The sequence below is a fragment of the Geobacillus sp. Y412MC52 genome (assembly GCF_000174795.2).
Taxonomy (GTDB): domain Bacteria; phylum Bacillota; class Bacilli; order Bacillales; family Anoxybacillaceae; genus Geobacillus; species Geobacillus thermoleovorans.
In genome coordinates, this window is sequence record NC_014915.1 from 2,663,302 (window position 1) to 2,689,675 (window position 26,374).

The following is a 26,374-nucleotide window of genomic DNA, read 5'->3' on the forward strand; positions in this document are numbered from 1 at the left end:
TTCGCCGCCCTTAGTTGTTCATCAAGCGCTGGACGGAATAAATGTCGGGAATTTGCTTGATTCGATCGACCACTTTTTGCAAGTGGCTCAAATTATGAATGGCGATCGTCATATGGATCGTCGCGATTTTATGGCGGTGATCGGAGCGTCCCGAGACGGCGGAAATGTCTGTTCGCGTTTCATTGACCGCCTGCAGCACCTCATTCAGCAAACCGCGGCGGTCAAATCCGGTGATCTCAATGTCCACGTTATATTCGCGCTCGCCGTTTGCTCCGCTCTCCCATTCTACGGCAATCAACCGATCGGCCGCTTCTTCGGTCTTGACGTTCGGGCAATCGGCGCGGTGGACGGAAATGCCGCGGCCGCGGGTAATGAAGCCGATAATTTCATCGCCCGGCACCGGGTTGCAGCAGCGCGACAAACGGATGAGCAAGTTGTCCATTCCTTGGACGCGAATGCCGCAGTCGCGCTTTTTGCCAGCTGGCAGCTTGGCTTCGAAGACCGCTTCGGCCAGTTTGCGCTGCTGTTCCTCGAGATCGCGCTGCTTCCGCCATTTTTCCGTCAACCGATGGGCGATTTGCGCCGCTGTGATGCCATGATAGCCGACTGCCGCATACATATCGTCTTCGTTCGAGAAGTTGAACTTTTCGGCGACGCGCTTTACGTTGTCCGCCGTCATCACTTCTTTCGGCTCAAAGCCGAGGCTGCGCACCTCTTTTTCCACCATCTCTTTGCCTTTTTCGATGTTTTCTTCGCGCCGTTGCTTTTTGAAAAACTGGCGGATTTTGTTGCGCGCCTGCGACGTTTTCGCCAGTTTCAGCCAGTCTTGGCTGGGACCGTACGAATGATTGGAAGTTAAAATTTCGACGATGTCGCCCGTTTGCAGCTTGTAATCAAGCGGCACCATTTTGCCGTTCACTTTCGCCCCGATCGTCTTGTTGCCGATTTCCGAATGGATGCGGTAAGCGAAATCGATTGGCACCGATCCGGCCGGCAGCTCGATGACATCGCCCTTTGGCGTGAAGACGAACACCATGTCGGAAAACAAATCCATCTTGAGCGATTCCATGAACTCTTCGGCATTGCTCGCGTCGTTTTGCCATTCCAAAATTTCCCGAAACCAAGACAGCTTTTCTTCAAACGAGTTCGGCTTGATCGTCTTTCCTTCTTTGTACGCCCAGTGGGCAGCAATCCCGAATTCGGCGATTTGGTGCATTTCAAATGTGCGGATTTGCACCTCAAGCGGCTCGCCTTTTGGGCCGATCACCGTCGTATGGAGCGATTGGTACATGTTCGGCTTCGGCATGGCGATGTAGTCTTTAAAGCGCCCGGGCATCGGTTTCCAACATGTATGAATAATCCCCAATACAGCGTAGCAGTCTTTGATGCTGTTGACGATGATGCGGACAGCGAGCAAATCGTAAATTTCGTTAAACTGTTTATTTTGCATCACCATTTTTCGATAAATGCTGTAAATATGTTTCGGACGCCCGGAAATTTCGCAAGGAATATGCACTTCGTTGAGCCGTTCGCGCACTTCTTGAATGACTTCCTCCAAATATTGCTCGCGCTCAGCCCGCTTTTTCTTCATTAAATTGACGATGCGGTAATATTGCTGCGGGTTTAAATAGCGAAGCGCCGTATCCTCAAGCTCCCATTTGATTTTCGAAATGCCGAGCCGATGCGCGAGCGGAGCGAAAATTTCGAGCGTCTCATTGGCAATGCGCCGCTGTTTTTCGGCCGGCAAATGTTTCAATGTCCGCATATTGTGCAGCCGGTCGGCGAGCTTGATCAAAATGACCCGGATATCTTGCGCCATGGCCAAAAACATTTTCCGGTGGTTTTCCGCCTGCTGTTCTTCCTGCGATTTATATTTAATTTTCCCAAGCTTCGTCACCCCGTCGACAAGCATCGCCACTTCCGCGCCGAACTCGCGCTCAAGGTCTTCTTTTGTCGCCTCGGTGTCTTCGATGACATCATGCAAAAACCCGGCGGCGATCGTTGTCGCGTCCATCTTTAAGTCCACCAAAATGCCCGCGACTTGAATCGGGTGGATGATGTATGGTTCGCCCGATTTCCGAAATTGGTCGCGGTGGGCGTGCTTGGCAAACTCATACGCCTTTTTCAAAAAGGCGACATCCTGCTCCGACAAATAGCAGCTCGCTCGTTCAAACACTTGCTCCGCTGTCAGCACTTGTTCATTGGCCATAGGGTTGAATCACCTTTTTAATCGATTAAAATTGAAGCTGCAAAGCGCAGAGGTCCGTTGCGTTCATACGGTTAATAAGAAAGAGCACTCATGTGTGAGTGCCCCTTTTTTCTTTATTGTATCCGAAGATGCGAACAATGTCGACTGTTTAAAACTGCATCAGCGTCAAAATGTCGTAGCCTTCCAATTTTTTGCGGCCGCCAAGCTCGGTGAGCTCAATCAAAAACGCCAATCCGGCCACCACTCCGCCGAGCTGTTCCACCAAATCGATCGTTGCCCGCATCGTCCCGCCCGTCGCGAGCAAATCGTCGGTGATCAACACACGCTGCCCTGGCTTAATGGCATCTTTATGCATCGTCAAGACATCTGTTCCATATTCCAGGCCATACTCCACACGGACGACTTCGCGCGGCAGCTTCCCTTCCTTGCGCACCGGCGCAAACCCGACGCCAAGCGCATAGGCGACTGGGCATCCGATGATAAAGCCGCGCGCTTCCGGACCAACGACGATATCGATTTGTTTTTCGCGCGCATATTGAACAATTTGGTCGGTCGCGTATTTGTACGCCGGACCGTTGTCCATCAGCGTGGTAATATCTTTAAACATGATGCCCGGCTTCGGGAAATCGGGCACAATCGTAATGTATTGTTTTAAGTCCATGATACGTTTGCCTCCTCGTGCGTTTGCGAACGTGTCATTTCCGCCAAACAGCGTTTCAATTGCTCGTAAGTGGAATAGACTAACTGATGCTCCGCCTCGAGTTCGTCCCGCCGCCGGCGGTACGTCGACGATTCGTGCAAATCGCGCTTCGCCGGCTGATGAACGAGTGAAATGACGCCGTTTTGTTCGCTGATAAAGTCAAGCTCTAAAAACACCTTCGCCATGAAATGAATGGTCTCTTCCGTCCAGCCGCGGACGCGGGCCAGCTCACCGCCGCGCTTGGCGAGCGAAAACGAACGGTTTTGATGCAAAAAGGCGTAAAACCATTTAAAATGTTCGCGCGTCGGAAACGTGCGGAAAAATTGCGCCTCGGGCTGGGCGAACACCGCGTAAATGCGCGCCGGCCGTCCGTTGCGAAGAAGCGCCGACAGCAAAGCCAGCCGCGGCGGCACGTCAAGCAGCACGACATAGCGGTCGTCAATCGATAAGGCGCCCGCCTCTTCTTCGGTCGGCACGCAATGAAGCTCCCCGCGAAATGGCGCCACGTCCGGGCGCTGCCCAGTTTCGCAGCGAAAGGAGACGACTAGCCGCTTCTCTTTTGGCAGCCGCTCAAGAAGTGGACGGACGTCGCGGCAGCCGCGGACGTCAAACAACTGGCAGTCGCTGACCGCCAGATCACACAACGACAGCTGCGGCTTGGCGAACCCGTTCCATTCGTTCACCGACAGCTCCCCGACCGCCGAAATGCGCGCATCCGGAGCGATTTCTTCGCATAACGGTCCGAGGCCGAAGCCGATGGCATCGATCGCGGCCCCGTCTTGGGAAAAGACGGCTTTCATATGGGCTCCGTTCGCCCCGACGCGCCGCATGGTTTCAACCGACGCCCCTTCAATGAGAACAAGCGGCCGCGGATTGCCGACGCCAAACGGAGCGAACCGCTCAAGGCCGCGGGCGGCCGACAGCGTCAACTCAGCAATCGAACAGGAAGCATCGATGAACGTCGGCGGCGTAAAATCGTCCTCAGACAACGTTTCGGCGGCGATGGCGTTCAGCCGTTGCCGCAATTCTTCGACATCATCAAGCGCCAATGTCATCCCCGCCGCCATCGGGTGGCCGCCAAAGTGCGGCAACAGGTCGCGGCATTGCGACAGGCTGGCGAATAAGTCAAACCCATGAATGCTGCGGGCTGACCCTTTGGCGATCCCTTTTTCCCGGTCGATTGAAAGCACGACCGCCGGGCGGTAAAACTGCTCAACAAGCTTAGAAGCGACAATGCCCACCACTCCGGCATTCCATCCTTCGCCTGCCACAACCAAGACGCGATGTTCCTCAGGAGGAAATTGGCGGCGCACCATGTCCGCCGCTTCTTCAGCGATTTGTGCCACAAGCTGCTGACGTTCGCGGTTTAACTCGTCCATCTCCGCCGCCAGCTGCACCGCTTCGTTCTCATCGTCCGTCATTAAGAGCGCCACTGCCGGATCAGCGCCGCCGAGGCGCCCCGCCGCGTTCAAGCGCGGAGCGATGACAAATCCGACCGTCTGTTCGTTGATGGCCGCCGCATCAATGCGGCATTGCCGAAAAAGAGCGCGCAGCCCGATGCGCTCCGTCGCTCGCAACGCTTCAAGCCCGTGTGCAACAAAGAGGCGGTTTTCCCCAACAAGCGGAACCAAATCAGCGATCGTGCCGATCGCGACCAAATCAAGCAAATGGCGCGGCACCCGCCCAAGCAAGGCATGGGCTACCTTAAACGCAACGCCGACGCCGGCTAAATCGCGAAACGGATATGTACTTCCCGGCTGCTTCGGATGAATGATCGCATGCGCCTCCGGCAACACCGGACCTGGCTCATGGTGATCCGTTACGATGACATCCATCCCCCACTCGTTGGCGGCCGCAATTTCCTTGACCGCCGCAATCCCATTGTCGACGGTCACAATGACGGAAACGCCGCGCTCTTTTGCGGAGCGAAACGCCGCCATGTTCGGCCCGTATCCTTCCGTAAATCGGTTCGGAATGTAGAACTCGACCGACGCCCCCGCCTCCTTGAGAGCACTCACCATCACCGACGTGCTGCAAACGCCATCGGCATCGTAATCGCCGTATACCAACACGCGTTCACCCGCGTCGATCGCCCGCTTTAGACGCTGAATCGCTCGCTCCATCCCGTCAAGCAAAAACGGATCATGAAACGGTTGCTCAAGCGGATTAAGAAACGCCACCGCCTCCGAGGCCGTCCGCACCCCGCGGCGGACGAGAAGCCTCGCCAATAAGGGCGTGACGCCGGCTTCCTCAGCCAGCCGCCTCACCGCCTGCTCATCGAGGCGCTCCACCTCCCAACGCGTTTTCGCTTTCAACATGTCTCCCACCTCAACTCTCCTTATTATACAAAAAGGAGAAAAGGGCAGGCAACGACATTACGGTTTTTTTTCCGGATTGTACGGGTTGATGTGAACCATGACATTGCGGACGCGCGGCAGCGTCAGCAGTTTTTCTTTCACTTTCTTTCCGATCCGGTGCCCCTCTTCGACCGTCAAGCGCGGATCGACGGCGATTTTCAAATCGACGATGACGTAATGGCCGTGCTCGCGCGCATGCAGCTCATTGATTTGCCGCACATCGGGAATGGACAAGACCGCCTCGCGCAAATAGCCGGCCTCTTCCTCGTGAAGCACATGGTCGATCGCCGTATGGACCGACTGTCGGCCAAGGTCCCATGCCATTTTCAGAACAAGCAGCGAGACGAACAATCCGGCGAGCGGGTCGGCATATACAAGCCAGTCAATCTCCCATTTTCCACCGACAATGGCGGCGCCGACGCCGATGAGCGCAGCAAACGACGAAAACACATCCGATCGGTGCTCATAGGCGTTGATGATCAGCGCATCGCTGTTTAGCTTTTTCCCGAGCCGGTATTTATAGCGAAACATCGCTTCTTTGACAACAATCGACAACAACAAGACGTAAATGGCGGCCGCCCCGGGCGGCGACAGTGGGGCGAAAAATGACAGAAACGCCGAGCGCCCGATCTCGATCCCAACGAGAAATAGAAGAACCGCCACAATAATGGCGGCGATTGATTCCGCTTTCCCATGCCCGTACGGATGATCCTCATCCGGCGGGCGCGCGGCGGCTCGCAGCCCGACCCAAACGGCGAACGAGCCCGCAACATCGGACGCGGAATGGGCGGCATCGGCGATCAATGCCTGGCTTTGGCTCCACACGCCGACCGCCGCCTTGACGGCGGCTAGCGCCATATTTCCAGCGATCCCGACGATCGCTGCCGTTTTCGCCTGCCTGAACCGCTGTTCATGTTCCATGGCCATCTCCCCCACCTTTGCATTCAGCAGCCTCACCCGCTGCCTATGTTGCATCTGACGGTTAGTGTATCCATTTTCCGCCCCGAGCATTGCACCGAACAAAAAGGCGCCGGAAAAGCACATTCACTTTTCCGGCGCGCTGTTACACCTGCGGTTCGGCCTCGGCCGCTGCCTTTTTGGCTCCTTTTCCTTTTTTGAGCTCCTGTCCTTTCCAGACGACCCAAAGCTGAGAAGCGATGCAAAGCGATGAATAGACGCCGCACACAAGTCCAACGAGCAAGGCGAGGTTGAAATTGCGGATCGCTTCGCTGCCAAAGATGAGCAGCGCGATGACCGTAAACAAGACGGTCAATACGGTGTTGACCGAGCGCGTAAATGTTTGCTGCAGCGCCCGATTGACGATACGCTTCAAGTCGTCGACCGTTTTCACTTTCCGTTTTTTCATCAAATCCCGAATGCGGTCAAACGTAACAATCGTGTCGTTGATCGAATAGCCGATGATCGTCAGCACCGCGGCGATGAATGTCAAATCGACCTCAAGGCGCGTGATGCTGAACACGGTAATGATAAAAAACGCATCGTGCAATAAGGCGACAATGGCAGCCAACGCCATCCGCCACTCAAAGCGGATCGTCACGTAAAGAATGATGCCGATCGAGGAAATGAGCACCGCAATGAGCGCGTTGCGGGCCAGCTGTTTGCCGACGACCGGCGAGACGGTGCTGATGTTCGGCTCGCTGCCGTACGCTTGCTTCAATTCATTTTTCAGCTTGGCAATTTCTTGCTTATCGAGCACGCCAATCAAGCGGACGACGCCTGTTTTCCCATCCGTGCCGGACAGGACGACATCCTCCGGCTTGTGGCCGAGCCGCTCGAAATAGCCGCTCAACTCTTTCGCATCGATCGGCTGGCTGCTCGTCACCTCAATGCGCGTGCCGCTCGTGAAGTCAATGCCAAGATTCAGCCCCAAGGCAAACAACGAGATGACGCCGGCGATCGTCAATGCGCCAGAGAAAATGAAAAACTTTTGGCTATGTTTGACAAAATCCCAGCGGTCAAACTTCGTCGGCACTTCCGTTTCCTCGGTCGTTTCGGCAATGTTTAAGATTTCCGACTTTTTGACGCCAAACCACTCCGGCTTTTTATCGAGCCAGCGGCTTGACACAAGCAGTCCGAGCAACAGCCGCGTGCCGTAAACGGCGGTGAGAAAGCTGACGACGATGCTGATGATGAGCGTCGTCGCAAACCCTTTCACCGAGCTTGTCCCGTAAATAAAAAGAACAGCGCCGGCGATGATCGTCGTAAGGTTGGCGTCAAAAATCGTCGCAAACGACCCGCGGTTGCCAGCACGGAACGCCGACAGCATCGACTTGCCGAGCTTCAGCTCCTCTTTGATCCGTTCGTACGTAATAATGTTGGCATCGACCGCCATCCCAACCCCTAAAATAAGGGCGGCAATGCCCGGCAGCGTCATCACGACGTTCATCCAATCAAACAAAAGCAAAATCAAATAAATGTATACCGACAGCGTAATGACGGCGATGATCCCGGGAAGCCGGTAAAACCAAATCATGAACAAGAAGATCGCCGCCACACCGATGATGCCGGCCAACACCGTTTTTTGCAGGGCGTTTTTCCCAAACTGAGCGCCGACGGACGTGGAGTAAATTTCATGCAACTCGACCGGCAGCGCGCCGGCATTGAGCAAATCGGCCAGCTGTTGCGCTTCTTTGACCGTAAAATTGCCGACGATCGACACATCCGTCTGATTGAACACTTGGTTGACTGAAGCGGCGGAAATAAATTTCGGATCCGCTTTGCCCGCTTCTTTCCGGTAGGAGTCCACCCCTTCTTTAAAATCGAGCCAAATGACTAAAATGTTGTTTGGCGGCCCCATTTTATATACTTTTTCCGTCACCTGGCGGAACTTGTCGGCGTCTTTCAATTTCAGAGCGACGCTCGGCCGGCCGTTTTCATCAAACGACAGCTTCGCTCCGCCTTGGACGAGGTCGCTTCCGTCCATCAGCACGTTGTCATTGACATCGCGGAACGTCAATTTCGCCTGCGTGGACAAAATTTCGCGCGCCTCATTTTGGTCTTTCACCCCGGCGAGCTGGACGCGGATGCGGTTTCCTCCCTCGATGTCAACGCGCGGCTCGCTGACACCAAGGACGTTGATCCGTTTATTCAGCGCACTGACGGTGCTTTGCAGCGTCTCTTGATCAATCTTATCGCCTTTTTTGGCCGGCTTCACTTCATACAGCACTTCAAAACCGCCTTGCAAGTCAAGGCCCAGTTTGATGTTATGTACAATTCCTTGAATCGTCGGCCCCATCACTCCGGCGAACAAAAGCAGGAGCAGAAAAAAGGCGACGATGCGGTTTCGTTTTACCATTCTCCTTAAGATTCCTCCTTCAACTTGCCCAAGCGCCGTCCGGTGTCGCGCCAAGCAAAACATTGGCCTCGCCTTCCATTATGAAACAGCAGCCGGCAAGTGTCAATTTTCCACTATAACAATTCCTTTAAAACCCGCTCCAACTCATCATCGCCGGCCGCCTGCTGCTTATACGAACGCATCGTTAAAAACATCATATACTCGCTCGGCGAAAGAGAGAAAATGTCGCTGACCAACTCATGCAGTTTTTTTTCCGCCGGCCGATGCTTCCACTTGCGGGAACATAAACATTCCCACAGCCCGTCCATCGTCACTTGCGTATAGCCGAGAAGACGAAACTCATCGCACTTCGACTCGAGCGCCGGCATGAGCTGTTCGCGCAGCTTCCGGTTTTCATCCATCCCCCATACCCCCTTGTATCCATTGCCGCCTGCCAATCTTGTCATGCTTGGCCATGGGCCTTGCATATATTGTATAAAAGATGGAGGCATTTGAGAAGGCAGGGGGAGACAATGTCTAAATTTTTACAAGGTACGGTCATTTTAATCGCCGCTGGCTTTATTACGAAAATTCTCGGCTTCATCAACCGAATTGTCGTCGCCCGCATGATCGGCGATGAAGGAGTCGGGCTGTACATGATGGCCGTGCCGACGCTCGTTTTAGCGATTACCGCGACGCAGATCGGGCTGCCGGTCGCCATTTCCAAACTCGTCGCCGAAGCAGAGGCGGCCGGCGACCGGCAGCGGGTGAAACAAATTCTCGTCGTGTCGCTGGCCACCACCGGCGCGCTAAGCATCGTGCTTCTGCCGGCGTTGATCGCTGCTGCGCCATGGCTCTCCCGGACGATGTTCACCGACCCACGCACGTACTATCCGCTTCTTGCCATCGCTCCAATTGTGCCGATCGTCGCCATCTCTTCGGTGCTGCGCGGCTACTTTCAAGGACGCCAGCAAATGAAACCGTACGCCTACTCGCTCTTGATGGAACAAATCGTCCGCATCAGCTTGATCGCCTTATGCACACAGCCGCTTTTGCCGTACGGCGTCGAGTATGCCGCCGCCGGCGCCATGGCGTCTTCCGTTCTCGGCGAGCTGGCAGCATTATTGTACTTGCTGTTTTTATTTAAGGTTAAAAAATCGATTCGCCTGCGGACAAAGTTTTTTCACTACGTCCAAGCCGGCAAAGAGACGTTCGTCCGCCTCATGCGCATTGCCTTGCCGACGACCGGCGGCCGTTTGATCGGCTCGCTTTCTTGGTTTTTTGAGCCAATCGTCGTCGCCAACAGCTTGGCATTGGCCGGCATCGCTGCCTCCACTGCCACGAGGCAATACGGACAGCTTGTCGGCTACGCGCTGCCGTTGTTGACGTTGCCGTCGTTTATTACGTACGCGCTTTCGACCGCCCTGGTGCCGGCCATCAGCGAAGCAATGGCGCAACGCAAGCTGCTTTTGGTCGAATACCGGATCGCCCAGGCGATGCGCTTGTCGCTTGTCACCGGCGGCCTTTCCACCGTCGTTCTTTACTTGTTCGCCGAGCCGCTCATGCGCTGGATGTACGGCACAAGTGAAGCCGCGATCTTTATTCAAGTGATGGCGCCGTTTTTCTTATTGTATTATTTCCAAGGCCCGCTGCAGGCGGTCTTGCAAGGACTGGACTTGGCGAACGCCGCCATGACGAACAGCTTGATCGGAGCGGTGGTGAAGCTCGTGTGCATCTTCGTCCTTGCTTCCCGTCCAAGTTTGGGCATTATGGGCGCGGCGCTGGCGACTGCAGTCAGCACCGTTCTTGTGACGTTGCTTCACTTTGCCACGGTCGTCAAGACGGTGTCTTTTTCCATCGATGCGCGCGAGTACATCAAAGCGCTTGGCGCCATCATCGCTGCGGGCGCAATCGGCTATGCGCTCTCCCGCCATCCGCTTTTGGCCGTGCCCGCACCGCTTTGGACGCTGCTTGCCATGGCCGCGACAGCCGCCCTATATGCCGCCTGCCTCGTTCTGTTCCGGCTCATCCGGCGCGAAGAGCTCGTCTACCTTCCGGGGCTGCACTGGCTGGCCGGCAAAAACAAGCGAAAATAAACGTCTAAACCTGTCCGGCGGTGAATATATTGTGGTAAAAAGCGTTTGGGCCAAGGAGGGATCGCGGTGTCACGGCTTGGCAGCGCACTGGTGTATGGAATCGCCACAGTTTTTGTGTTGGCGGCGCTCGTCAGCTTCATTTTTTCGTTGTTGCTCAAATGGACGGACATTCACGAATCGTCGCTCACCTGGATCGTGTTTGCCGCCTCGGTTGTCTCGCTGTTTATCGGCGGCGTTGTCGCCGGCGGAAAAAGCCAAGAAAAAGGATGGCTCGCCGGCGGGCTGACCGGCCTCTTATTTACGGCGATCATCTTTTTGTTTCAATTTCTTGGCATGGAAAAATTGTTTACCGTCGAACAATGGCTGTACCACCTTGCCTTTTTCGCCGCTGCTTCCTTAGGCGGCATCGTCGGGGTCAATTTGTCATCGTCGCGCCATGAACGGACGTAAAAACGACAAACCGGCGCAAAAGCAAAAGGTGTCCTCAAGGCAAACGGGACACCTTTTGTGATGGAGAGCGCGATGGTAAGAAACGAGATTGCGTCTCGCTCGCGCTTTTCACACCGCCGTTCAAATCGGCGCTCAAGCTTAGACGCCGATGGCCGCGCTTTCGCTACACCTTGCTTTCCGCCACCACTTCTCTCACCGCGGAGCGGTCGAACGTCAGTCGCGTGCCGTCGCCGGCGCGAACGATGATTTTGTCCTCATCGACCGAGTCGATGATGCCATGCAATCCACCGATCGTGATGATTTTATCGCCTTTTTTCAAATTCGCCTGCATTTGCTGGATGGCGCGTTGCCGTTTTTGCTGCGGGCGAATGAGCAAAAAGTAGAAAATCACAAAAAACAGCACAATCGGCAACAAATTGGCGATCGTTGCGTTCATGCAATCCCCCTCCTTTCCGGTCGTCAAAAGTTTTTTGCATTCGGCTTATTGAAGCCGTAGCGTTCGAAAAATTCCTCACGGAAATCGGCGAGTCGATCTTCACGGATCGCCTTCCTCACCTGCTCCATCAATTTTATCAAAAAATAGACATTATGGTAAGACGTGAGGCGGATGCCAAATGTTTCATCGCATTTGATGAGATGGCGGATGTACGCGCGCGTATAGTTCCGGCACGTGTAGCAGTCGCAGTTCGGATCGAGCGGCGAAAAGTCCCGGGCATACTGAGCATTTTTGATGACGACTCGTCCTTCGCTCGTCATCACGGTGCCGTTGCGGCCAATGCGCGTCGGCAACACGCAATCGAACATGTCGATGCCGCGGATCGCTCCGTCGATGAGCGAATCCGGCGAACCGACGCCCATTAAATAGCGGGGCTTGTCCGCCGGCAGAAGCGGCGTTGTAAACTCGAGCACCCGATTCATGACCTCTTTCGGCTCGCCGACCGACAACCCGCCGACCGCATAGCCCGGGAAATCGAGCGACACTAAATCGCGGGCGCTCTGCCGGCGCAACTCCTCATACTCGCCGCCTTGGACGATGCCAAACAGCCCTTGCTCATTCGGGCGGCGGTGCGCCTTCAAGCAGCGCTCCGCCCAACGGCTCGTCCGCTCGATGGACTGTTTCATGTATTCATACGTCGCCGGATACGGCGGGCACTCATCAAACGCCATGATGATGTCGGCGCCAAGCGCATTTTGAATTTCGACTGCTTTTTCCGGCGATAAAAACAGCTTATCGCCGTTTAAATGGTTGCGGAAATAGACGCCTTCTTCCTCGATGCGGCGGAATTCGCTGAGGCTGAACACTTGGAAGCCGCCGGAATCCGTCAAAATGCCGCGATCCCAATTCATAAACGCATGCAACCCGCCCGCTTCCGCGACAATGTCATGCCCCGGGCGCAGCCAAAGATGATAGGTGTTGCTTAAAATGACGCCGGCCCCCATTTCCTTCAGCTCTTCCGGCGACAGCGTCTTGACCGTGGCGAGCGTCCCAACCGGCATAAACATCGGCGTTTCAAACGAGCCGTGCGGCGTATGGAGGATGCCAAAGCGCGCGCCCGTCTGCCGGCACGTTTTGATCAGTTCAAAGCGAATCGGTGTCGTCAACGTGCTCGTCTCCTTTCTCAAATGATGAGCATCGCATCACCGAAGCTGAAAAAGCGGTATCGCTCTTTGACCGCTACTTGATACGCGTGCAAAATATTTTCGCGCCCGGCGAGCGCACTCACGAGCATGATGAGCGTCGATTTCGGCAGGTGGAAGTTCGTCACCAGCCCATCAATCCCTTTGAACTCATAGCCCGGATAGATGAAAATGTCGGTCCAGCCGCTTTCTGCAACAAATCGGCCGTTATGTTTGCCGGCGATCGTCTCGAGCGTCCGTGTCGACGTCGTGCCGACGGCGATGATGCGGCCGCCCTGCTCCCGGACGCGGTTTAACGTCTCGGCCGTTTCCTCGCTCATTTGATAAAATTCGGCGTGCATATCGTGCTTCTCGACTTCGTCCACTTGCACCGGCCGAAACGTGCCAAGCCCGACATGAAGGGTGATGAAGACGATATGCACCCCTTTTTCGCGAATGGCGTCAAGCAGCTCTTCGGTGAAATGCAAACCGGCGGTTGGCGCCGCTGCCGAACCAATTTCACGGGCGTACACCGTCTGATACCGTTCCGGGTCGTCAAGCTTTTCTTTAATGTACGGGGGCAGCGGCATCTCCCCAAGTTCGGCCAATACTTCATAAAACAGGCCGTCATACGAAAACTCAAGCACTCGCCCGCCGTGTTCCAGCGTATCGAGGCAGACGGCTTCAAGCTTCCCCCCGCCAAAGGTGAGTTTCGTTCCTGGCTTGACTCGTTTTCCCGGCTTGACGAGCGTCTCCCAACGGTCGCCGTCCAATTGCTTTAACAGCAGCACTTCGACCGTTCCGCCCGTTTCCTCTTTTTCGCCGTAAAGCCGCGCCGGCATGACGCGCGTATCGTTTAAAACGAGGCAGTCGCCCGGATTCAAGTACGAAATAATGTTGCGAAACGTTTCATGGCGAATGGCGCCCGTTCGTTTATCGAGCACCATGAGCCTTGATGCCGCCCGGTCTGGAAGCGGCGTTTGCGCAATCAACTCTTCCGGCAAATGAAAATCAAACAAATCGACTTTCATGCAGTTCTCCTTCCTTCAGCGAAATCGTCCGAGCACGTAAAAAATCAACGATAACACAACGCTCAGCAAGATGGATGTCACAACGGGAAAATAAAACGTCATATTCCCTTTGCGGATGACGATATCCCCCGGCAGGCGGCCGAGTTTGACAAACTGCATGACAAACCCGACAATGATGAGCACAACGCCGATCGTCATGATCAACTTTGGCAAGCTGTTCACCGCTTCGGAACCTCCATTCCTAAATGGGTGTACGCAGCCGGCGTGACGACGCGCCCGCGCGGCGTACGCTGCAAGAGACCGATCTGCATCAAGTACGGCTCATACACTTCTTCAATCGTTTGTGCTTCTTCGCCGATGACGGCCGCCAGCGTTTCGAGCCCGACCGGGCCGCCGGCGAATTTTTCAATCATCGCTGAAAGCAGCTTATGGTCGATTTGGTCGAGCCCGAGCCGGTCGACTTGCAGCCGCTCGAGCGCCTCGACAGCAAGCGGCAGCGTAATTCCCCCCTCTCCGCGCACTTGCGCAAAATCGCGGACGCGCCGCAGCAAACGGTTGGCGATGCGCGGCGTGCCGCGCGCCCGACGGGCAAGCTCAAGCGCCGCTTCGCGCTCGATGCCGATTTGCAAGATGGCCGCCGCCCGCTCAATGATTTGGGCGAGTTGGTCGACGTGATAGTATTCGAGCCGGCTGATGACACCAAACCGGTCGCGAAGCGGCGCCGACAGCGCCCCGGCTCTCGTCGTCGCCCCGACGAGCGTAAATGGCGGCAAGTCGAGGCGAAGCGTGCGCGCATCCGGCCCTTTGCCGATCGCGATATCTAAGCAATAATCTTCCATCGCCGGATAGAGCACCTCTTCCACCGCCCGCGGCAGCCGGTGGATCTCATCAATAAAGAGCACATCCCCCGGCTCAAGCGAAGTGAGAAGCGCCGCCAAATCTCCCGGCCGCTCGAGCGCCGGTCCAGATGTCGCTCGCAGCTTGACGCCCATTTCATTGGCGATGATCACGGCGAGCGTCGTTTTCCCAAGCCCCGGCGGTCCGTACAGCAACACATGGTCGAGCGTCTCTTCGCGGAGCTTGGCCGCTTCAATGAACACTTTTAAGTTTTCTTTGATCTTATCTTGCCCGATATATTCATGCAAATATTGCGGGCGCAAACTCGGTTCAAGCACAGTCTCTTCCCCTAAGACCTCCCCGGATACAAGCCGTTCCTCCACCGTCATTCCTCCCTTTGGCCGCTGTTTATCCCAAAAGCAGCGCCAGCGCCCGCTTCACATACTGTTCCGTCGACATCGCTTCTTTGCGGAGCGCCGGAATGATTTTCTCGATCTCCCGTTCAGCGTAGCCGAGCGCCTTGAGCGCCGCCACCGCCTCGGCGAGCGCACCGGAAAGCGGTGCGGCCGAACGTGCAGCCGCCGGCGCCGCAAGCGCCCCGAGCTTCCCTTTTAAATCCAAAATCATTTGCCGGGCCGTCTTTTTGCCCACGCCTGGAAACTTGCATAAAAACGCCTCGTTTTCTTCCTCGATGGCCCGCGCCAGTTCATCCGGACGCCCGGCCGCCAAAATGGCGAGGCCGCCTTTCGGCCCGATGCCCGACACTTGCAGCAGCTTGGCGAACAAGTTGCGCTCCTCGCGCGTTGGGAACCCGTACAAGGCGTGCACACCTTCGCGCACATATTCGTATGTATAGACGGTCACCGCCGCCTCGCGGCTTTCCTGAAACGCAAACGGGTTCGGCGTAAAGATCTCGTAGCCGATGCCGTTATGGTCGATGACGATATATTCCGGGCAGACGTAATCGACATACCCACGGATAAACTCGATCAATGGATGCTCCTCTCCTTTTTTCGTCCTTTCATTGTATCATATGATTTCATTATAGCAAAAAGAAATCCCGCGATGCGCTTTGCACCACGGGCTTTCGCTTGGTTTATTGGACGACCGCAAAATGGCGGTACATTTCGATCACTTGTTCATACCGCTCTTTCGAGAGGACGCGAATTCCTTTCTTCAGCTTTTCTTGCTGACGGCTTTCGAGCTTTTGCACGTCGATTTGGAAAAACGACTGGATGATTTCGCTCGACCGGCCCGGTTTGCCGTTGAAGATAGACAACGTGCCATCGTCCGTAATTCCGAAGTAGCCGTTTGTTTTTAACAACGGCGAAATGTCGTTGATTGTTTTGCGAAACACGATCGTCTGATCATCGAGCGTCACGAGTTGCCAACCGCGATATTTTTTCCATATTTCTGTCATCGAATCGACGGTTTCGGTGACTTTCTCTTCGCTCATCTCTCCGTCCAAGTATTGCCGCTCGAGCACTATCGTCATCTTGACCGGTGCGGCGGAGGCCGAATGAACCGGCAACACGATGGCGGCGATCCACAGTATGAGGGAAAGAATTCGCATCGTTTGTTCCTCTCTTCTCGGATGATGGTTCCTTTACGCCACTAGTTTCACCAGCGGACGCCATTTTATTCCTTGATCCATCAGCTTTTTTGCCAAGCAAGCTGCCGCCGATCCAAAAAGTGGGGCGGGGATTCGAGCCAACGGCGCTCGATCATCATATTCCATTATGTTCCACGACCTTCGAACGTATGTACAAAAAAAATCCGCCGGCTTCGCCGACGGACGCCGCTACTCCTCAAGCACCGATTCGTCCAAATTATGGTACACTTCTTGGACGTCATCATCATCTTCAAGCGTATCGATCAACTTCAGCATTTTTTTCAAATCGTCGCCCTCAAGCGTCGTATACGTTTGCGGAATCATCGTCATTTCCGCGCTGGCAAACGTGAATCCTTGCTGTTCCAGCTCGTCTTTCACCGTTTCAAACGATTCGGGCGCTGTATAAATTTCGAACGATTCGTCCGTTGTTTCCATCTCCTCGGCGCCCGCTTCAATGGCCAACAGCAGCAATTCATCCTCATCAACGTTGTGCTGTTCGCGGTCAATCACGAGCAGCCCTTTGCGCTCGAACAAATAAGAGACGCAGCCCGTTTCCCCTAAATTGCCGCCGTTTTTCGAAAACGCCGCACGCACGTTGGCGGCGGTGCGGTTTTTATTATCCGTCAGGCAAACGACCATGACGGCAACGCCGCCTGGTCCATATCCTTCGTAGCGAATTTCCTCATAGTTGGTATGTTCTTGGGTTCCAGTTGCTTTTTTAATCGCCCGTTCAATGTTTTCGCTCGGCATGTTGGCCGCTTTCGCCTTCTCAATGACAAGGCGCAGGCTCGGATTGGACGCTGGATCGCCTCCGCCGCTTTTGGCGGCCACATAAATTTCCTTCGCCAGTTTCATGAACAGTTTGCCGCGTTTGGCATCTTGAGCATTTTTCCGCCGTTGGATATTTTTCCACTTCGAATGTCCAGCCATCGACAGTTCTCCTCTCATCGCAACGGAATGTTCCGACTATTACTATAGCAAAAAACGCGGAAATTGTCAGCCAAGCTCCAGCGAAGGAGCAGCCATGAAAAAAGGCGCCCCGCTTTTTTGGGACGCCTTTTTCGTTTGTCACCGAGTGTTTTCCGGCCGTTCTTGAATCGTGCCATCGATAAAAATGGTGCGCAAATCACGGCGGATTTCTTCCATATTGATTGGAGTCCCGCGTCGAAGCGCGTTGTCAATCGTGCGGATGCGGTGGTACATGCTCGGATTCGAGGTGACGCGCACCCGCTTGCCGTCCGCGTACGGAGCGACCGCTTGCTCGATTTGCTTCTCAAGCCGCTTGGGATGGCGGTCGTCTGTGGCAATCGCGATGAGCGCCTGATCGCCATACACAACCGCGCGGGCATCGTCGACTCCGTTCACCGCTGCGGCGCGGCGGGAGAGCTTCTCAGCCAAACCGCCGGCATAGCTTCGGTAGTACGACGGGTGCGGATCGACGTTTAGCGAGTGCAAATGCCCATGGTAGTTGTAATCGCTGTCACCGAAATCGACGTCGGGCGGAAGGGCCGGAACGTCCGTGTCAAACCGGGTCGCTGCTGGTCCTCCGAGGCGGCCGCCGTCCGTCAAATAATCGGTGACCGGACCGCGGCGCGCCCATATATAACGGTTGTCATAATTGAGCGCATTCGTCCCGTATCGGCCATAGCGGAAATCGTCGCCTCGCTCCGTCGAGTAAAAACCGATCGGTCTCGCCGCATCATGATAACGCTGCGCCCCTTCCTCATTCGCCCGGTAGTTGGTGCATGAGGCGAGCAATCCGGCGACCGACAACGCGCCGATCCATCTGACCGCGTATCTCAATGGAAAACCCCCCTTGGTTTCCTTCGCCCAAGGCTGGCATGAAGCCAGCCTTACGTTTAGCTTGCGGCAAACGCGGGGGGTTTATCGCTGTCAGTTCAACCCAACGGAGGTGACAGCTAAAACTTCGGCGGCGCAATCGCCAACTGCCGTTTATGATGCGAACGTTCATGAAGCCGTTCAATAATTTTTCGATCGCGTTCTGGAATATCTTCCCCTTTTAAATATTTATCGATCATTTCATACGTCGTGCCCATTTCGCTTTCATCCGTCTGCCCTTCCCACAGTCCGGCGCTTGGAGCTTTCTTGATAATTTCTTCCGGGACGCCGAGCAGACGGCCCATTTCGCGCACTTCGCCTTTTGTAAAGTGAATGAGCGGCACTAAATCGACTCCACCGTCACCGTATTTCGTAAAGTAGCCCGTATGCCATTCGGCGGCGTTGTCCGTACCGACGACGAGATAGCCGTAATTGTTGGCGACCGCATACAACGTCGTCATGCGCAAACGCGCCCTTGTATTCGCATCGCCGAGGCGCGCGCGCTCTTCGCTCCATTCTCCGATGGCTTTCAGCTCGGCCTCGACCGCGCCAAACAACGTCCGGTGCGCCTCGGTCAAATCGATGACCAAATGCCGGATGCCGCAGCTTTTCACCACTTTCAGCGCATCTTCCATATCTTTCGGATTGCTTTTGCAAGGCATGATCAGCCCCAGCGAATCGTCCGGAAAGGCACGCTTAATCAAATGGGCGACAACCGCCGAGTCGATGCCGCCGCTGATGCCGACGACCGCCCCGTTTAAACCGGCTGATGAGACTTGGTCACGCAACCATTGCACGAGTTTGTCAATTTTTTCTTGCATCCGTCCTCGACTCCTTTTCCAAAGATTCCATTCTTCATTGTAGCATAGCATAAAGGCGGCGGACAAACCGTTCTCTCCGCTTGCGGTCAAACACAAGGGGGCGGCGGCGCGCGGCGGCTGACCGCCATTCGCGAAACACATCAGCCGGAAATAAGAGCGCATGCAAAAACCAGCGTTTTTCCAACCAACGGCGAAGCGGAGCGAAACGGGCGAGTGTTGAATATGACCAACCGATATACGGCAAGAGGCGATTGGCGTATTGGCAATAGTCAAGCCCGGGCGAGGCAAGAGCGGCCGCGTCATAGTCGATGAGGTACATCTGGCCGGTTGTGGTGCGCAAAAAATTATGGGAGGCGACATCACCATGAATGATGGCAGCAGAATCCGCCGTCAACTCTGGAGCATGCTCGCGACACGTTGATAGACAGTAATCCGCCCAGCTCAGCGTAAATAAAATGTCTTCTTTGTCCATGATCGTTTCAACAACAGGCAAATGTCGGCAAAACTCCTCATAGCGGCGCCGCCATTTGTCATACAGCTGCGCACGCGGCAGCCCCATTGCCTCCTGCTTGCTGCTGGCGATGTTGGCCGTTATGGTATGGTAACGTTCGAGCAAATGAAGTCCGTCAGCGGCGTCAGCCCAAGCGGCAAACGAGATTGGACGCGCTCCGGCCACATATTCCGTCAGCAGCCAATAGCATCCGCCGGCTTCAACCACTCCTCCGCGCCCGATCGGCATAGGGGCCGGCGCGGCGGAAAAACCGGCCTTCCTTAATGCGGCAAGAAGCCAGGCGTGCCGCGCGGCCGCAACGGGAAAGCGATACGCTTTGGCGACAAACATTCCTTGCCGGGCGGCAATGGCTAAGACATGCGGTTTCAATGCCACAACTTGTTGAATAACAAGCCGATATTGGCGGTCAAGAAGAAAAAAGAGACGGCCGGCGGCGTCTCTTTTCACTTGGTTATTGTTCCTCGCCATGCCCGCTCTCCTCATCCGGCGGTTCGCTAAACAAACGGGGGCCGGCAACCGGCGGGGCGGATGATGGCGGGTAGGATGGCGGCGAGTATCCCGCTGGACTTGTCGGATAAACGACGCCTGGCCACGGAAGCGGCGGCGCTGACTGCGGCGCATATCCGTATGGAGCCGGCAGGGCGTACCCTCCATAGTACGGGGGCGGCGCATAGGCCGGCGCATACCCAAAAGGCGGATAGCCGACAGGCGAGGGGTACGCCGCAGGCGGCGCATAAACTGGCGTTGCAGCGCCGGGCGGTGGGAAAACGCCCCCCGCCGACGGGACAAACGGGGCGGCAGCCCCAGGCCCAGAAAACGGCGGTTCTAATGATTCGCTGCTGCTTTCGTTAATGCCGGAAAACGGCGCTGAACCGTTTTCCGGACTTTCGCCGCTTTTCTCAACGGCCGGCGGCGCAGCCGATGGCGGATAGGACGGCGTCATGACCGGAAGCGGCGGCGCGTAAAATCCGCTCCCCGGCCAAACTGGCGGCACTGGCGTACATCCTTGGTCAGTTCCAAATGTTGGGGCCGTCGGCGGGGCGACAGGAACATATGGAATGTTCGGCAGCGGCGGCGCGTCTTCGCTCTCAGCCGCCGATTCGCCTTTCCACTCAGCTGGGCTTTCATTATCCTCCTCTTTCATCATGTTGGGCAAAATATTGCTCGGCTTCGGCGGAATCGGCGGCACATTGGCCAGCGATTGAGCGAACGAAAGTTGAGGAGGCGGGACCACCGGCGGAATCGTATGCACAAGCGGCGGCACAGAGGCGCCTTTCGCTTTTGCCCCTTCTTTTGCCTCCGCTTTCGGCGTTTTTGGTGCTTCTTGTGCCGTTGCTTTTGGCCCTTTTTTCTCGACAGCCTTTGGCGTTTCGTTCATCGCCGCTTTCGGCGCCTCACCCGCCGGTGCCTTTGGCGCTTCATTGATGGGCGCATTCGGCATTTCGTTCACCGGTACGTTCGGCGCTTCATTCACCACTGCTTTTGGTGCCGCTTTTGGCGCTTTTTTCTCGACGGCCTTTGGCGCTTCGTTGACCACCGCTTTCGGCGTCTCACCCGCCGGTGCCTTTGGCGCTTCATTGATGGGCACATTTGGCGTTTCATTCACTGATACATTTGGCATTTCGTTCACCGGCACGTTCGGCGCTTCATTCACTGGCACATTCTCCGCCTTCTTCTCCGGCGCTTTCGGTGTTTCCTTTACGACTGCTTTGGGCGTTTTCTTTACCACTGCTTTCGGCGCCTCACCCGCCGGTTCGTTTACCGCTGCCTCGCCTTCCGGAACAGGGGCGACAGCAGTGTCAAGCTCGGTATCAATGTGGAATGAGACGAACGGTTTCGCCTCCGCGTACGGGTGCTCTTTTACGTGCATTTTTTTGGGTGACACAGGCGCTTTCGTCTCTTTTTTGACCGGCACCCCTGCTGTCGGCACTTTGATTTTCATTCCAGGCATAATCATATTCGGGTCGCTCAAATGCCCATTTATTTTTTTCAATTGTTCAAAATCCACTCCATATTTTTGGGCGATTTTCCAAAGGGTGTCGCCCTTTTGGACAATATGGATTTTCACTCCGTTCCCCTCCTAAACCGAGACTGTTTACGCTCGATCGAACCGATGCTTGTTTCCCGTTATCGTCTTTCAACACAATGTATGACGATGATCGTTGATTTATGATAAAAAAATCCCTGACCGAACGAGGATCCCTCCTCGTCAAGCCAGGGAAAAAGCTAGGCAAGCGAAAGCATGCGGTCGAGCGCCTCTTTTGCCTCTGCGGCGATGTCTTTCGGAACGGTGATGCGATTGACGATCGCTCCTTGCTCAAGCGATTCGAGCGCCCAGACGAAATGCGGCAAATCAATTCGATTCATCGTTAAACACGGGCACATATATGGATTGAGAGAAACGATTTCTTTGTCTGGATGTTCATGCTTCAGCCGGTTCACCAAATTCATTTCCGTTCCAATCGCCCACTGGGTGCCGGGTGGAGCATTGCGGATCGTTTCAATAATGTATTTTGTCGAACCGGCGTAGTCTGCTTGCTGGACGACCTCCCAGCTGCATTCCGGATGGACGATGACATGGATTCCCGGCTTCATCCGTCGAATATGCTCGATTTGTTGCACGGTGAAGTTTTCATGCACGGAGCAATGTCCTTTCCAAAGAATGACTTTCACCTTGTCGAGATCGTCCGCCCCTTGGAGCGTCTCCTCATGCGGATCCCACACCGCCATCTCGTCAAGACGGATGCCGAGCGCATAGGCCGTATTTCTCCCTAAATGCTGATCCGGCAAAAAGAAAATCCGTTCATTCCGTGAAAACGCCCAAGCCATCATCTTTTTCGCGTTCGACGAGGTGACGGTCGCTCCGCCATGGCGGCCGACAAACGCTTTAATCGCCGCGGTCGAATTGACGTACACAAGCGGCACGATCGTCTCGCCAAACCGCTCAATAAGCGCCGCCCATGCCCGCTCGACTTGAAAAATATCGGCCATATCGGCCATTGAACAGCCCGCGCGCAAGTCCGGCAAAATGACCGTTTGGTCGTCGCTCGTTAAAATATCGGCGGTTTCCGCCATAAAATGGACGCCGCAAAACACAATATATTCGGCTTCGCTGTTTTTTGCCGCGAGCTGGGCAAGCTGAAGCGAATCGCCGGTCGCATCGGCGAACTGAATGACCTCATCCTTTTGGTAGTGATGACCCGGGATGAAAAGGCGCCGGCCGAACCGTTCTTTCACCGCGCGGGCGCGTGCTTCGAGCTCGCTTCGTTCCATCGTTTTATACCGTTTGGGCATCTCATCCAGCCGTTTCAACTGTTCAAGGACGTTCACGGTTCTCCCCTCCATTATCGCAAATTGAAACTCATATCGAGCGCCGGGGCGGAATGGGTTAAACATCCGAGCGAAATGTAGTCGACTCCGGTCGCGCCGTACGCCGCCACATTGGCGAGCGTAATTCCCCCCGACGCTTCCGTGATGATCGGCTTTGGCACAAGCCGGACGAACGCCCGCACCTCATCCGGCGTCCGGTTGTCAAACATAATGACATCCGCCCCGGCTTCGACCGCCTCGAGCACTTCGTCTTCCGTTTCGGTCTCTACTTCGATTTTCACCATATGCCCAAGCCGCTCCCGCACCGTTTTGACGGCGCGGGCGATCGATCCGCAAAAGGCGATATGGTTGTCTTTAATCATGACACCGTCGTACAGGCCAAAGCGGTGATTATAGCCGCCGCCGCATGTGACGGCATATTTTTCAAGCATGCGCAGCCCCGGCGTCGTTTTCCGCGTGTCGCAAATGCGTGTGGAGCTATTGCCAAGCAAGTCAACGGCCTGTCGCGTCACGGTGGCAATGCCGCTTAACCGCTGCAGCAAGTTTAAAATGACGCGCTCACCGGACAACAGCGGCCCGACCGGTCCAGATGCGACGGCGATCGTTTCGCCGGCTTGGACCCGTTCGCCGTCCTGTTTCATGATGGTTACTTCGACGCGCGGATCCAGCAGCTGATAGCCCGCCGCAATAATGCCGACGCCGGCCACCACCCCGTCCGCTTTGGCCATAAACATGCCTGATGCCCGTTCATGAGCCGGAAAAATCGTCTCGCTCGTCACATCGCCGTCGCCAATATCTTCAAGAAAAAACTGTCGCAACAGTTGTTCGAGCTTCAACCGGTTCATCTTTCATCCCTCCGTTTTCTTTGCCGCTTTACCTCCCAGCCCCAAGGCGGGCCCACTCTTCTTTCGTCCGCACGAGGCGCCGCCCCCGCCACTTTGGGCGTTCACGCGGAAAATCGCTCCGGTAATGGCCGCCGCGGCTTTCCGTGCGCCCAAGCGCTGATGAAGCGACAAGCCAGCCCACTAGCAACATGTATCCTGTTTCAATCTCCTCTGCCGACAATCGTTCAAGGTCGCCATCCAGCCAATCCGGCAACGAAAACTGTTCCAACCAGTCGACCGCTTTGCGAAGCCGATCGCCGTTGCGGACGATGCCGACAAACGTTGACAGCTGTTCGCGGAGCAACGCCCGCTCTGGCAGCCGTGGTACAATCAAACGACGCGGGCTGGATGAATCCGCTCGGTGCACCGTTTCCGGCCACGCCGCCTGACGGCGGATGGCGCAGGCCGCACGGAATCCAAAGACGATCGCTTCAAGCAACGAGTTGCTCGCGAGCCGGTTGGCGCCGTGCACACCAGTGCACGCCGCTTCCCCGACGGCGTACAAGCCCGGAACCGTCGTCTGCCCCCACTCGTTGACGACAACGCCGCCCATTAAAAAATGGGCGCCCGGCGCGACAGGAAGGCGGCCGGCTTCAAAGTCGACTCCATAGGCCTCACATAGCGCGGCGATCGTCGGAAAGCGGCGGCGGAAGTGGGACACGCGGGAAATATTCAAATAGACGCGGCCGCCGCGATCGAGTTCCGCCGCGATCGCTCGGGCGACGATGTCGCGCGGAGCAAGATCGCGAAGCGGATGGACGCCGTCCATCAGCGGTCTTCCGTCTTCCGCCTCAAGCACCGCCCCTTCGCCGCGCACCGCTTCCGAGACGAGCCCGACCGTTTTTCCGCCGGCAACGAGCATCGTCGGATGAAATTGGATAAACTCCATATCCGCCACCGCCGCACCGGCGCGGTACGCCATGGCAATGCCGTCGCCAGTCGCCGTCGGCGCATTGGAAGTGAACGTATACAATCCGGCGCATCCACCGGTCGCCAACACGACGGCCGACGCCGGCCAAATGGACACCGAACCGTCTTCCCGCTTCGTTTTCACCCCGACGCAACGCCCCTCTTCCACAAGCAAATCAATCACCTGCTCGCCTTCTTCCATCCATACGCGTCCCTCGAGCCGCTCAAGCAAAAACGAAACGAGTGCTTTGCCCGTTTGATCGCCGCCGGCGTGCAAAATCCGGCGGTGGCTATGCCCGCCTTCAAGGCCGAAACAAAACCGGCCGCGTTCGTCCCGATCAAACGCGATGCCGGCGTTGATCCATTCTTGCAGCCGCCTCGGCCCTTCGCGGACGAGCCGTTCGACCATTCGTTCATCGTTATGAAAGCAGCCGGCGACCATCGTATCGCGGAAATGAGCGCGCCAATCGTCGCTCTCTGCCAGCGCCGCGGCCACCCCTCCTTGCGCCCGCCATGAATTGCTGTCGGTGCAACGTTTTTTTGTGAATATCATCACATGGTCGAGCTCAGATAAATGATACGCGACCGTTAACGCCGCCAGCCCGCTTCCGACGATAATCACGCCACCTTCCTTCACTCTCGGACGCCCCTTTCTTTTCACCTGTCTTGACATCTATATTTACACATATTTAAACTAATGGCAAGAGGTTTGGCGAAAAAAATGATGCAAAGGCGGGGGAATATGATTTATTTGGATTACGCGGCAACGACGCCAATGTGCCAAGAGGCGATCGCCGCTTACGCTGAAGCGGCGTCCGTTTACTTTGGCAACGAAAGCAGCTTGCATGACATCGGAACGAAAGCGAAACAACTGCTTGCCTTATGCCGGCGCGAACTCGCCGCCATGATTAACGGAGAAGCGGAAGGGATCTATTTCACAAGCGGCGGAACGGAAGCGAACGTGCTCGCGATCCGTTCGCTAGCTGCCGCCTACCGGCATAAGGGAAACCACCTGATCACGACCGAAATCGAGCATGCCTCGCTCCATCACCTGTTCAAACAGCTGGAAACAGAAGGATATACGGTCACGTATTTGCCCGTCGACCGATTCGGGCGCATTCGACTTGCCGATTTGGAGCGGGCGATCACGCCGAAGACGATCCTTGCTTCCATCCAGCACGCCAACTCGGAAATCGGCACGATTCAGCCGCTTGCCGACATCGGCCGCCTCCTGCGGGCGCACGGCGTCCTTTTTCATAGCGACTGCGTGCAAACTTTTGCTAAAATACAGCTAGATGTTCAAGAGATAGGACTAGACAGCCTATCCGTTTCCGCCCATAAAGTGTACGGTCCCAAAGGGGTCGGCGCTGTGTACATCAACCCGCGCCGGCATTGGAAGCCGGTATTCCCGGGAGCGACGCACGAATCAGGCTTTCGGCCGGGAACGGTCAACGTACCGGGTATTGCCGCCTTCATTACGGCCGCGCAGCAGCTCCATCGACGAATGGCGGACGAACAGTCGCGTTTGGAACGACTGCGGAATCGGTTGCTTCACGCCATCGCCGCCAAACAGCTGCCGGTGGCGGTGGAAGGCCATCCCGATTTCCGTCTTGCCCATATTATCGGTTTGTCCGTCGCTGGGTACGAAGGGCAGCTTGTGATGCTTGAATGCAACCGCGCCGGCATCGCCATTTCCACCGGCAGCGCCTGCCAAGTCGGGCTGCAAGCGCCGTCGCGGACGATGCTCGCCGTCGGGAAAACGCCTGAAGAAGCGAAGCAATTCATCCGCGTCTCATTGGGCGCGGCCACGACCGAAGCGGAGATCGACCAGTTCGTTTCCACATTGGAGCGACTTACATCGGCATGAAAGGAGGAA

At 55.9% G+C, this 26,374-nt stretch carries 24 protein-coding genes; 3 read left to right on the plus strand and 21 right to left on the minus strand.

Annotated features, from left to right (window positions below):
- Positions 1–10: 10 nt before the first annotated feature.
- The 6 genes from GYMC52_RS13105 to GYMC52_RS13130 form a co-directional block, all read right to left on the minus strand.
- Positions 11–2,209: a RelA/SpoT family protein gene (locus GYMC52_RS13105; protein WP_013144642.1), complete on the minus strand. Its 2,199-nt coding sequence runs from the start codon at positions 2,207–2,209 to the stop codon at positions 11–13.
- Positions 2,210–2,357: 148 nt separating this feature from the next.
- A complete protein-coding gene (locus tag GYMC52_RS13110; protein ID WP_013144641.1) occupies positions 2,358–2,870 on the minus strand; it encodes an adenine phosphoribosyltransferase in 513 nt (170 codons plus the stop codon).
- Complete coding sequence (gene recJ / locus GYMC52_RS13115; RefSeq protein ID WP_013524215.1) at positions 2,861–5,227, minus strand: single-stranded-DNA-specific exonuclease RecJ; 2,367 nt, start codon at positions 5,225–5,227, stop codon at positions 2,861–2,863. The genes GYMC52_RS13110 and recJ overlap by 10 nt, the downstream gene beginning before the upstream one ends.
- Positions 5,228–5,284: 57 nt before the next feature.
- Complete coding sequence (locus tag GYMC52_RS13120) at positions 5,285–6,193, minus strand: cation diffusion facilitator family transporter (protein WP_083777767.1); 909 nt, start codon at positions 6,191–6,193, stop codon at positions 5,285–5,287.
- A 136-nt stretch (positions 6,194–6,329) separates the two neighbouring features.
- On the minus strand, positions 6,330–8,582 hold the full coding sequence (gene secDF / locus GYMC52_RS13125) for a protein translocase subunit SecDF (RefSeq protein WP_013524217.1): 2,253 nt from the start codon (positions 8,580–8,582) through the stop codon (positions 6,330–6,332).
- A gap of 113 nt (positions 8,583–8,695) precedes the next feature.
- Positions 8,696–8,983, minus strand: coding sequence for a post-transcriptional regulator (locus GYMC52_RS13130; protein WP_013524218.1), 288 nt, complete (start codon positions 8,981–8,983; stop codon positions 8,696–8,698).
- Between the two features lie 111 nt (positions 8,984–9,094).
- Here GYMC52_RS13130 and spoVB point away from each other — a divergent pair, with 111 nt between their 5' ends.
- Positions 9,095–10,657: a stage V sporulation protein B gene (gene spoVB, locus GYMC52_RS13135; RefSeq protein ID WP_013524219.1), complete on the plus strand. Its 1,563-nt coding sequence runs from the start codon at positions 9,095–9,097 to the stop codon at positions 10,655–10,657.
- Positions 10,658–10,723: 66 nt separating this feature from the next.
- Positions 10,724–11,107, plus strand: coding sequence for a TIGR04086 family membrane protein (locus GYMC52_RS13140; RefSeq protein WP_013524220.1), 384 nt, complete (start codon positions 10,724–10,726; stop codon positions 11,105–11,107).
- A gap of 163 nt (positions 11,108–11,270) precedes the next feature.
- Here GYMC52_RS13140 and yajC read toward each other — a convergent pair whose 3' ends face one another.
- The 15 genes from yajC to nadB all read right to left on the minus strand — a co-directional run bounded on the left by yajC (position 11,271) and on the right by nadB (position 25,171).
- On the minus strand, positions 11,271–11,543 hold the full coding sequence (gene yajC / locus GYMC52_RS13145; RefSeq protein ID WP_013524221.1) for a preprotein translocase subunit YajC: 273 nt from the start codon (positions 11,541–11,543) through the stop codon (positions 11,271–11,273).
- Positions 11,544–11,566: 23 nt separating this feature from the next.
- On the minus strand, positions 11,567–12,709 hold the full coding sequence (gene tgt / locus GYMC52_RS13150; protein ID WP_013524222.1) for a tRNA guanosine(34) transglycosylase Tgt: 1,143 nt from the start codon (positions 12,707–12,709) through the stop codon (positions 11,567–11,569).
- Positions 12,710–12,726: 17 nt separating this feature from the next.
- Positions 12,727–13,755: a tRNA preQ1(34) S-adenosylmethionine ribosyltransferase-isomerase QueA gene (gene queA, locus GYMC52_RS13155; protein WP_013524223.1), complete on the minus strand. Its 1,029-nt coding sequence runs from the start codon at positions 13,753–13,755 to the stop codon at positions 12,727–12,729.
- 15 nt (positions 13,756–13,770) lie between these two features.
- Entirely contained in the window at positions 13,771–13,977 is a 207-nt protein-coding gene (locus GYMC52_RS13160; RefSeq protein ID WP_013524224.1) for a DUF2905 domain-containing protein, read from the minus strand.
- Positions 13,974–14,975: a Holliday junction branch migration DNA helicase RuvB gene (ruvB, locus tag GYMC52_RS13165; RefSeq protein ID WP_013524225.1), complete on the minus strand. Its 1,002-nt coding sequence runs from the start codon at positions 14,973–14,975 to the stop codon at positions 13,974–13,976. The genes GYMC52_RS13160 and ruvB overlap by 4 nt, the downstream gene beginning before the upstream one ends.
- Positions 14,976–15,000: 25 nt before the next feature.
- On the minus strand, positions 15,001–15,585 hold the full coding sequence (ruvA, locus tag GYMC52_RS13170; protein WP_013524226.1) for a Holliday junction branch migration protein RuvA: 585 nt from the start codon (positions 15,583–15,585) through the stop codon (positions 15,001–15,003).
- Between the two features lie 103 nt (positions 15,586–15,688).
- On the minus strand, positions 15,689–16,165 hold the full coding sequence (locus GYMC52_RS13175; protein ID WP_011232069.1) for an intercompartmental signaling factor BofC: 477 nt from the start codon (positions 16,163–16,165) through the stop codon (positions 15,689–15,691).
- Positions 16,166–16,393: 228 nt separating this feature from the next.
- A complete protein-coding gene (locus GYMC52_RS13180) occupies positions 16,394–17,134 on the minus strand; it encodes a YebC/PmpR family DNA-binding transcriptional regulator (RefSeq protein WP_013524227.1) in 741 nt (246 codons plus the stop codon).
- Between the two features lie 138 nt (positions 17,135–17,272).
- Entirely contained in the window at positions 17,273–18,007 is a 735-nt protein-coding gene (locus tag GYMC52_RS13185; RefSeq protein WP_013144628.1) for a YhcN/YlaJ family sporulation lipoprotein, read from the minus strand.
- Positions 18,008–18,123: 116 nt separating this feature from the next.
- Positions 18,124–18,864: an NAD(+) synthase gene (nadE, locus tag GYMC52_RS13190; protein ID WP_011232072.1), complete on the minus strand. Its 741-nt coding sequence runs from the start codon at positions 18,862–18,864 to the stop codon at positions 18,124–18,126.
- 34 nt (positions 18,865–18,898) lie between these two features.
- Positions 18,899–19,843: a phosphotransferase gene (locus GYMC52_RS13195; protein WP_013524228.1), complete on the minus strand. Its 945-nt coding sequence runs from the start codon at positions 19,841–19,843 to the stop codon at positions 18,899–18,901.
- Positions 19,827–21,443: a SafA/ExsA family spore coat assembly protein gene (safA, locus tag GYMC52_RS13200; RefSeq protein ID WP_013524229.1), complete on the minus strand. Its 1,617-nt coding sequence runs from the start codon at positions 21,441–21,443 to the stop codon at positions 19,827–19,829. Before safA ends, GYMC52_RS13195 begins: the two co-directional genes overlap by 17 nt.
- A gap of 158 nt (positions 21,444–21,601) precedes the next feature.
- Positions 21,602–22,705 carry a quinolinate synthase NadA gene (nadA, locus tag GYMC52_RS13205; protein WP_013524230.1) on the minus strand — a complete coding sequence of 368 codons (1,104 nt, stop codon included), beginning with the start codon at positions 22,703–22,705 and terminating at the stop codon, positions 21,602–21,604.
- A 14-nt stretch (positions 22,706–22,719) separates the two neighbouring features.
- Positions 22,720–23,550, minus strand: coding sequence for a carboxylating nicotinate-nucleotide diphosphorylase (gene nadC, locus GYMC52_RS13210; RefSeq protein WP_013524231.1), 831 nt, complete (start codon positions 23,548–23,550; stop codon positions 22,720–22,722).
- Positions 23,551–23,578: 28 nt separating this feature from the next.
- Positions 23,579–25,171 carry an L-aspartate oxidase gene (gene nadB / locus GYMC52_RS13215; protein ID WP_173346439.1) on the minus strand — a complete coding sequence of 531 codons (1,593 nt, stop codon included), beginning with the start codon at positions 25,169–25,171 and terminating at the stop codon, positions 23,579–23,581.
- Positions 25,172–25,240: 69 nt separating this feature from the next.
- On the opposite strand from nadB, the gene GYMC52_RS13220 reads away from it, so the two are divergent.
- Complete coding sequence (locus tag GYMC52_RS13220; RefSeq protein ID WP_013524233.1) at positions 25,241–26,365, plus strand: IscS subfamily cysteine desulfurase; 1,125 nt, start codon at positions 25,241–25,243, stop codon at positions 26,363–26,365.
- Positions 26,366–26,374: the final 9 nt, after the last annotated feature.

Coding starts and splice junctions, on each gene's coding strand:
- GYMC52_RS13130 (WP_013524218.1), bottom strand. CDS start 8,983: ATGGATGAAAACCGGAAGCTGCGCGAACAGCTCATGCCGGCGCTCGAG.
- secDF (WP_013524217.1), bottom strand. CDS start 8,582: ATGGTAAAACGAAACCGCATCGTCGCCTTTTTTCTGCTCCTGCTTTTG.
- yajC (WP_013524221.1), bottom strand. CDS start 11,543: ATGAACGCAACGATCGCCAATTTGTTGCCGATTGTGCTGTTTTTTGTG.
- nadE (WP_011232072.1), bottom strand. CDS start 18,864: ATGCAAGAAAAAATTGACAAACTCGTGCAATGGTTGCGTGACCAAGTC.
- GYMC52_RS13180 (WP_013524227.1), bottom strand. CDS start 17,134: ATGGCTGGACATTCGAAGTGGAAAAATATCCAACGGCGGAAAAATGCT.
- GYMC52_RS13195 (WP_013524228.1), bottom strand. CDS start 19,843: ATGGCGAGGAACAATAACCAAGTGAAAAGAGACGCCGCCGGCCGTCTC.
- spoVB (WP_013524219.1), top strand. CDS start 9,095: ATGTCTAAATTTTTACAAGGTACGGTCATTTTAATCGCCGCTGGCTTT.
- queA (WP_013524223.1), bottom strand. CDS start 13,755: ATGAAAGTCGATTTGTTTGATTTTCATTTGCCGGAAGAGTTGATTGCG.
- nadC (WP_013524231.1), bottom strand. CDS start 23,550: ATGAACCGGTTGAAGCTCGAACAACTGTTGCGACAGTTTTTTCTTGAA.
- GYMC52_RS13105 (WP_013144642.1), bottom strand. CDS start 2,209: ATGGCCAATGAACAAGTGCTGACAGCGGAGCAAGTGTTTGAACGAGCG.
- recJ (WP_013524215.1), bottom strand. CDS start 5,227: ATGTTGAAAGCGAAAACGCGTTGGGAGGTGGAGCGCCTCGATGAGCAG.
- GYMC52_RS13220 (WP_013524233.1), top strand. CDS start 25,241: ATGATTTATTTGGATTACGCGGCAACGACGCCAATGTGCCAAGAGGCG.
- GYMC52_RS13110 (WP_013144641.1), bottom strand. CDS start 2,870: ATGGACTTAAAACAATACATTACGATTGTGCCCGATTTCCCGAAGCCG.
- GYMC52_RS13175 (WP_011232069.1), bottom strand. CDS start 16,165: ATGCGAATTCTTTCCCTCATACTGTGGATCGCCGCCATCGTGTTGCCG.
- nadB (WP_173346439.1), bottom strand. CDS start 25,171: ATGTCAAGACAGGTGAAAAGAAAGGGGCGTCCGAGAGTGAAGGAAGGT.
- GYMC52_RS13120 (WP_083777767.1), bottom strand. CDS start 6,193: ATGGCCATGGAACATGAACAGCGGTTCAGGCAGGCGAAAACGGCAGCG.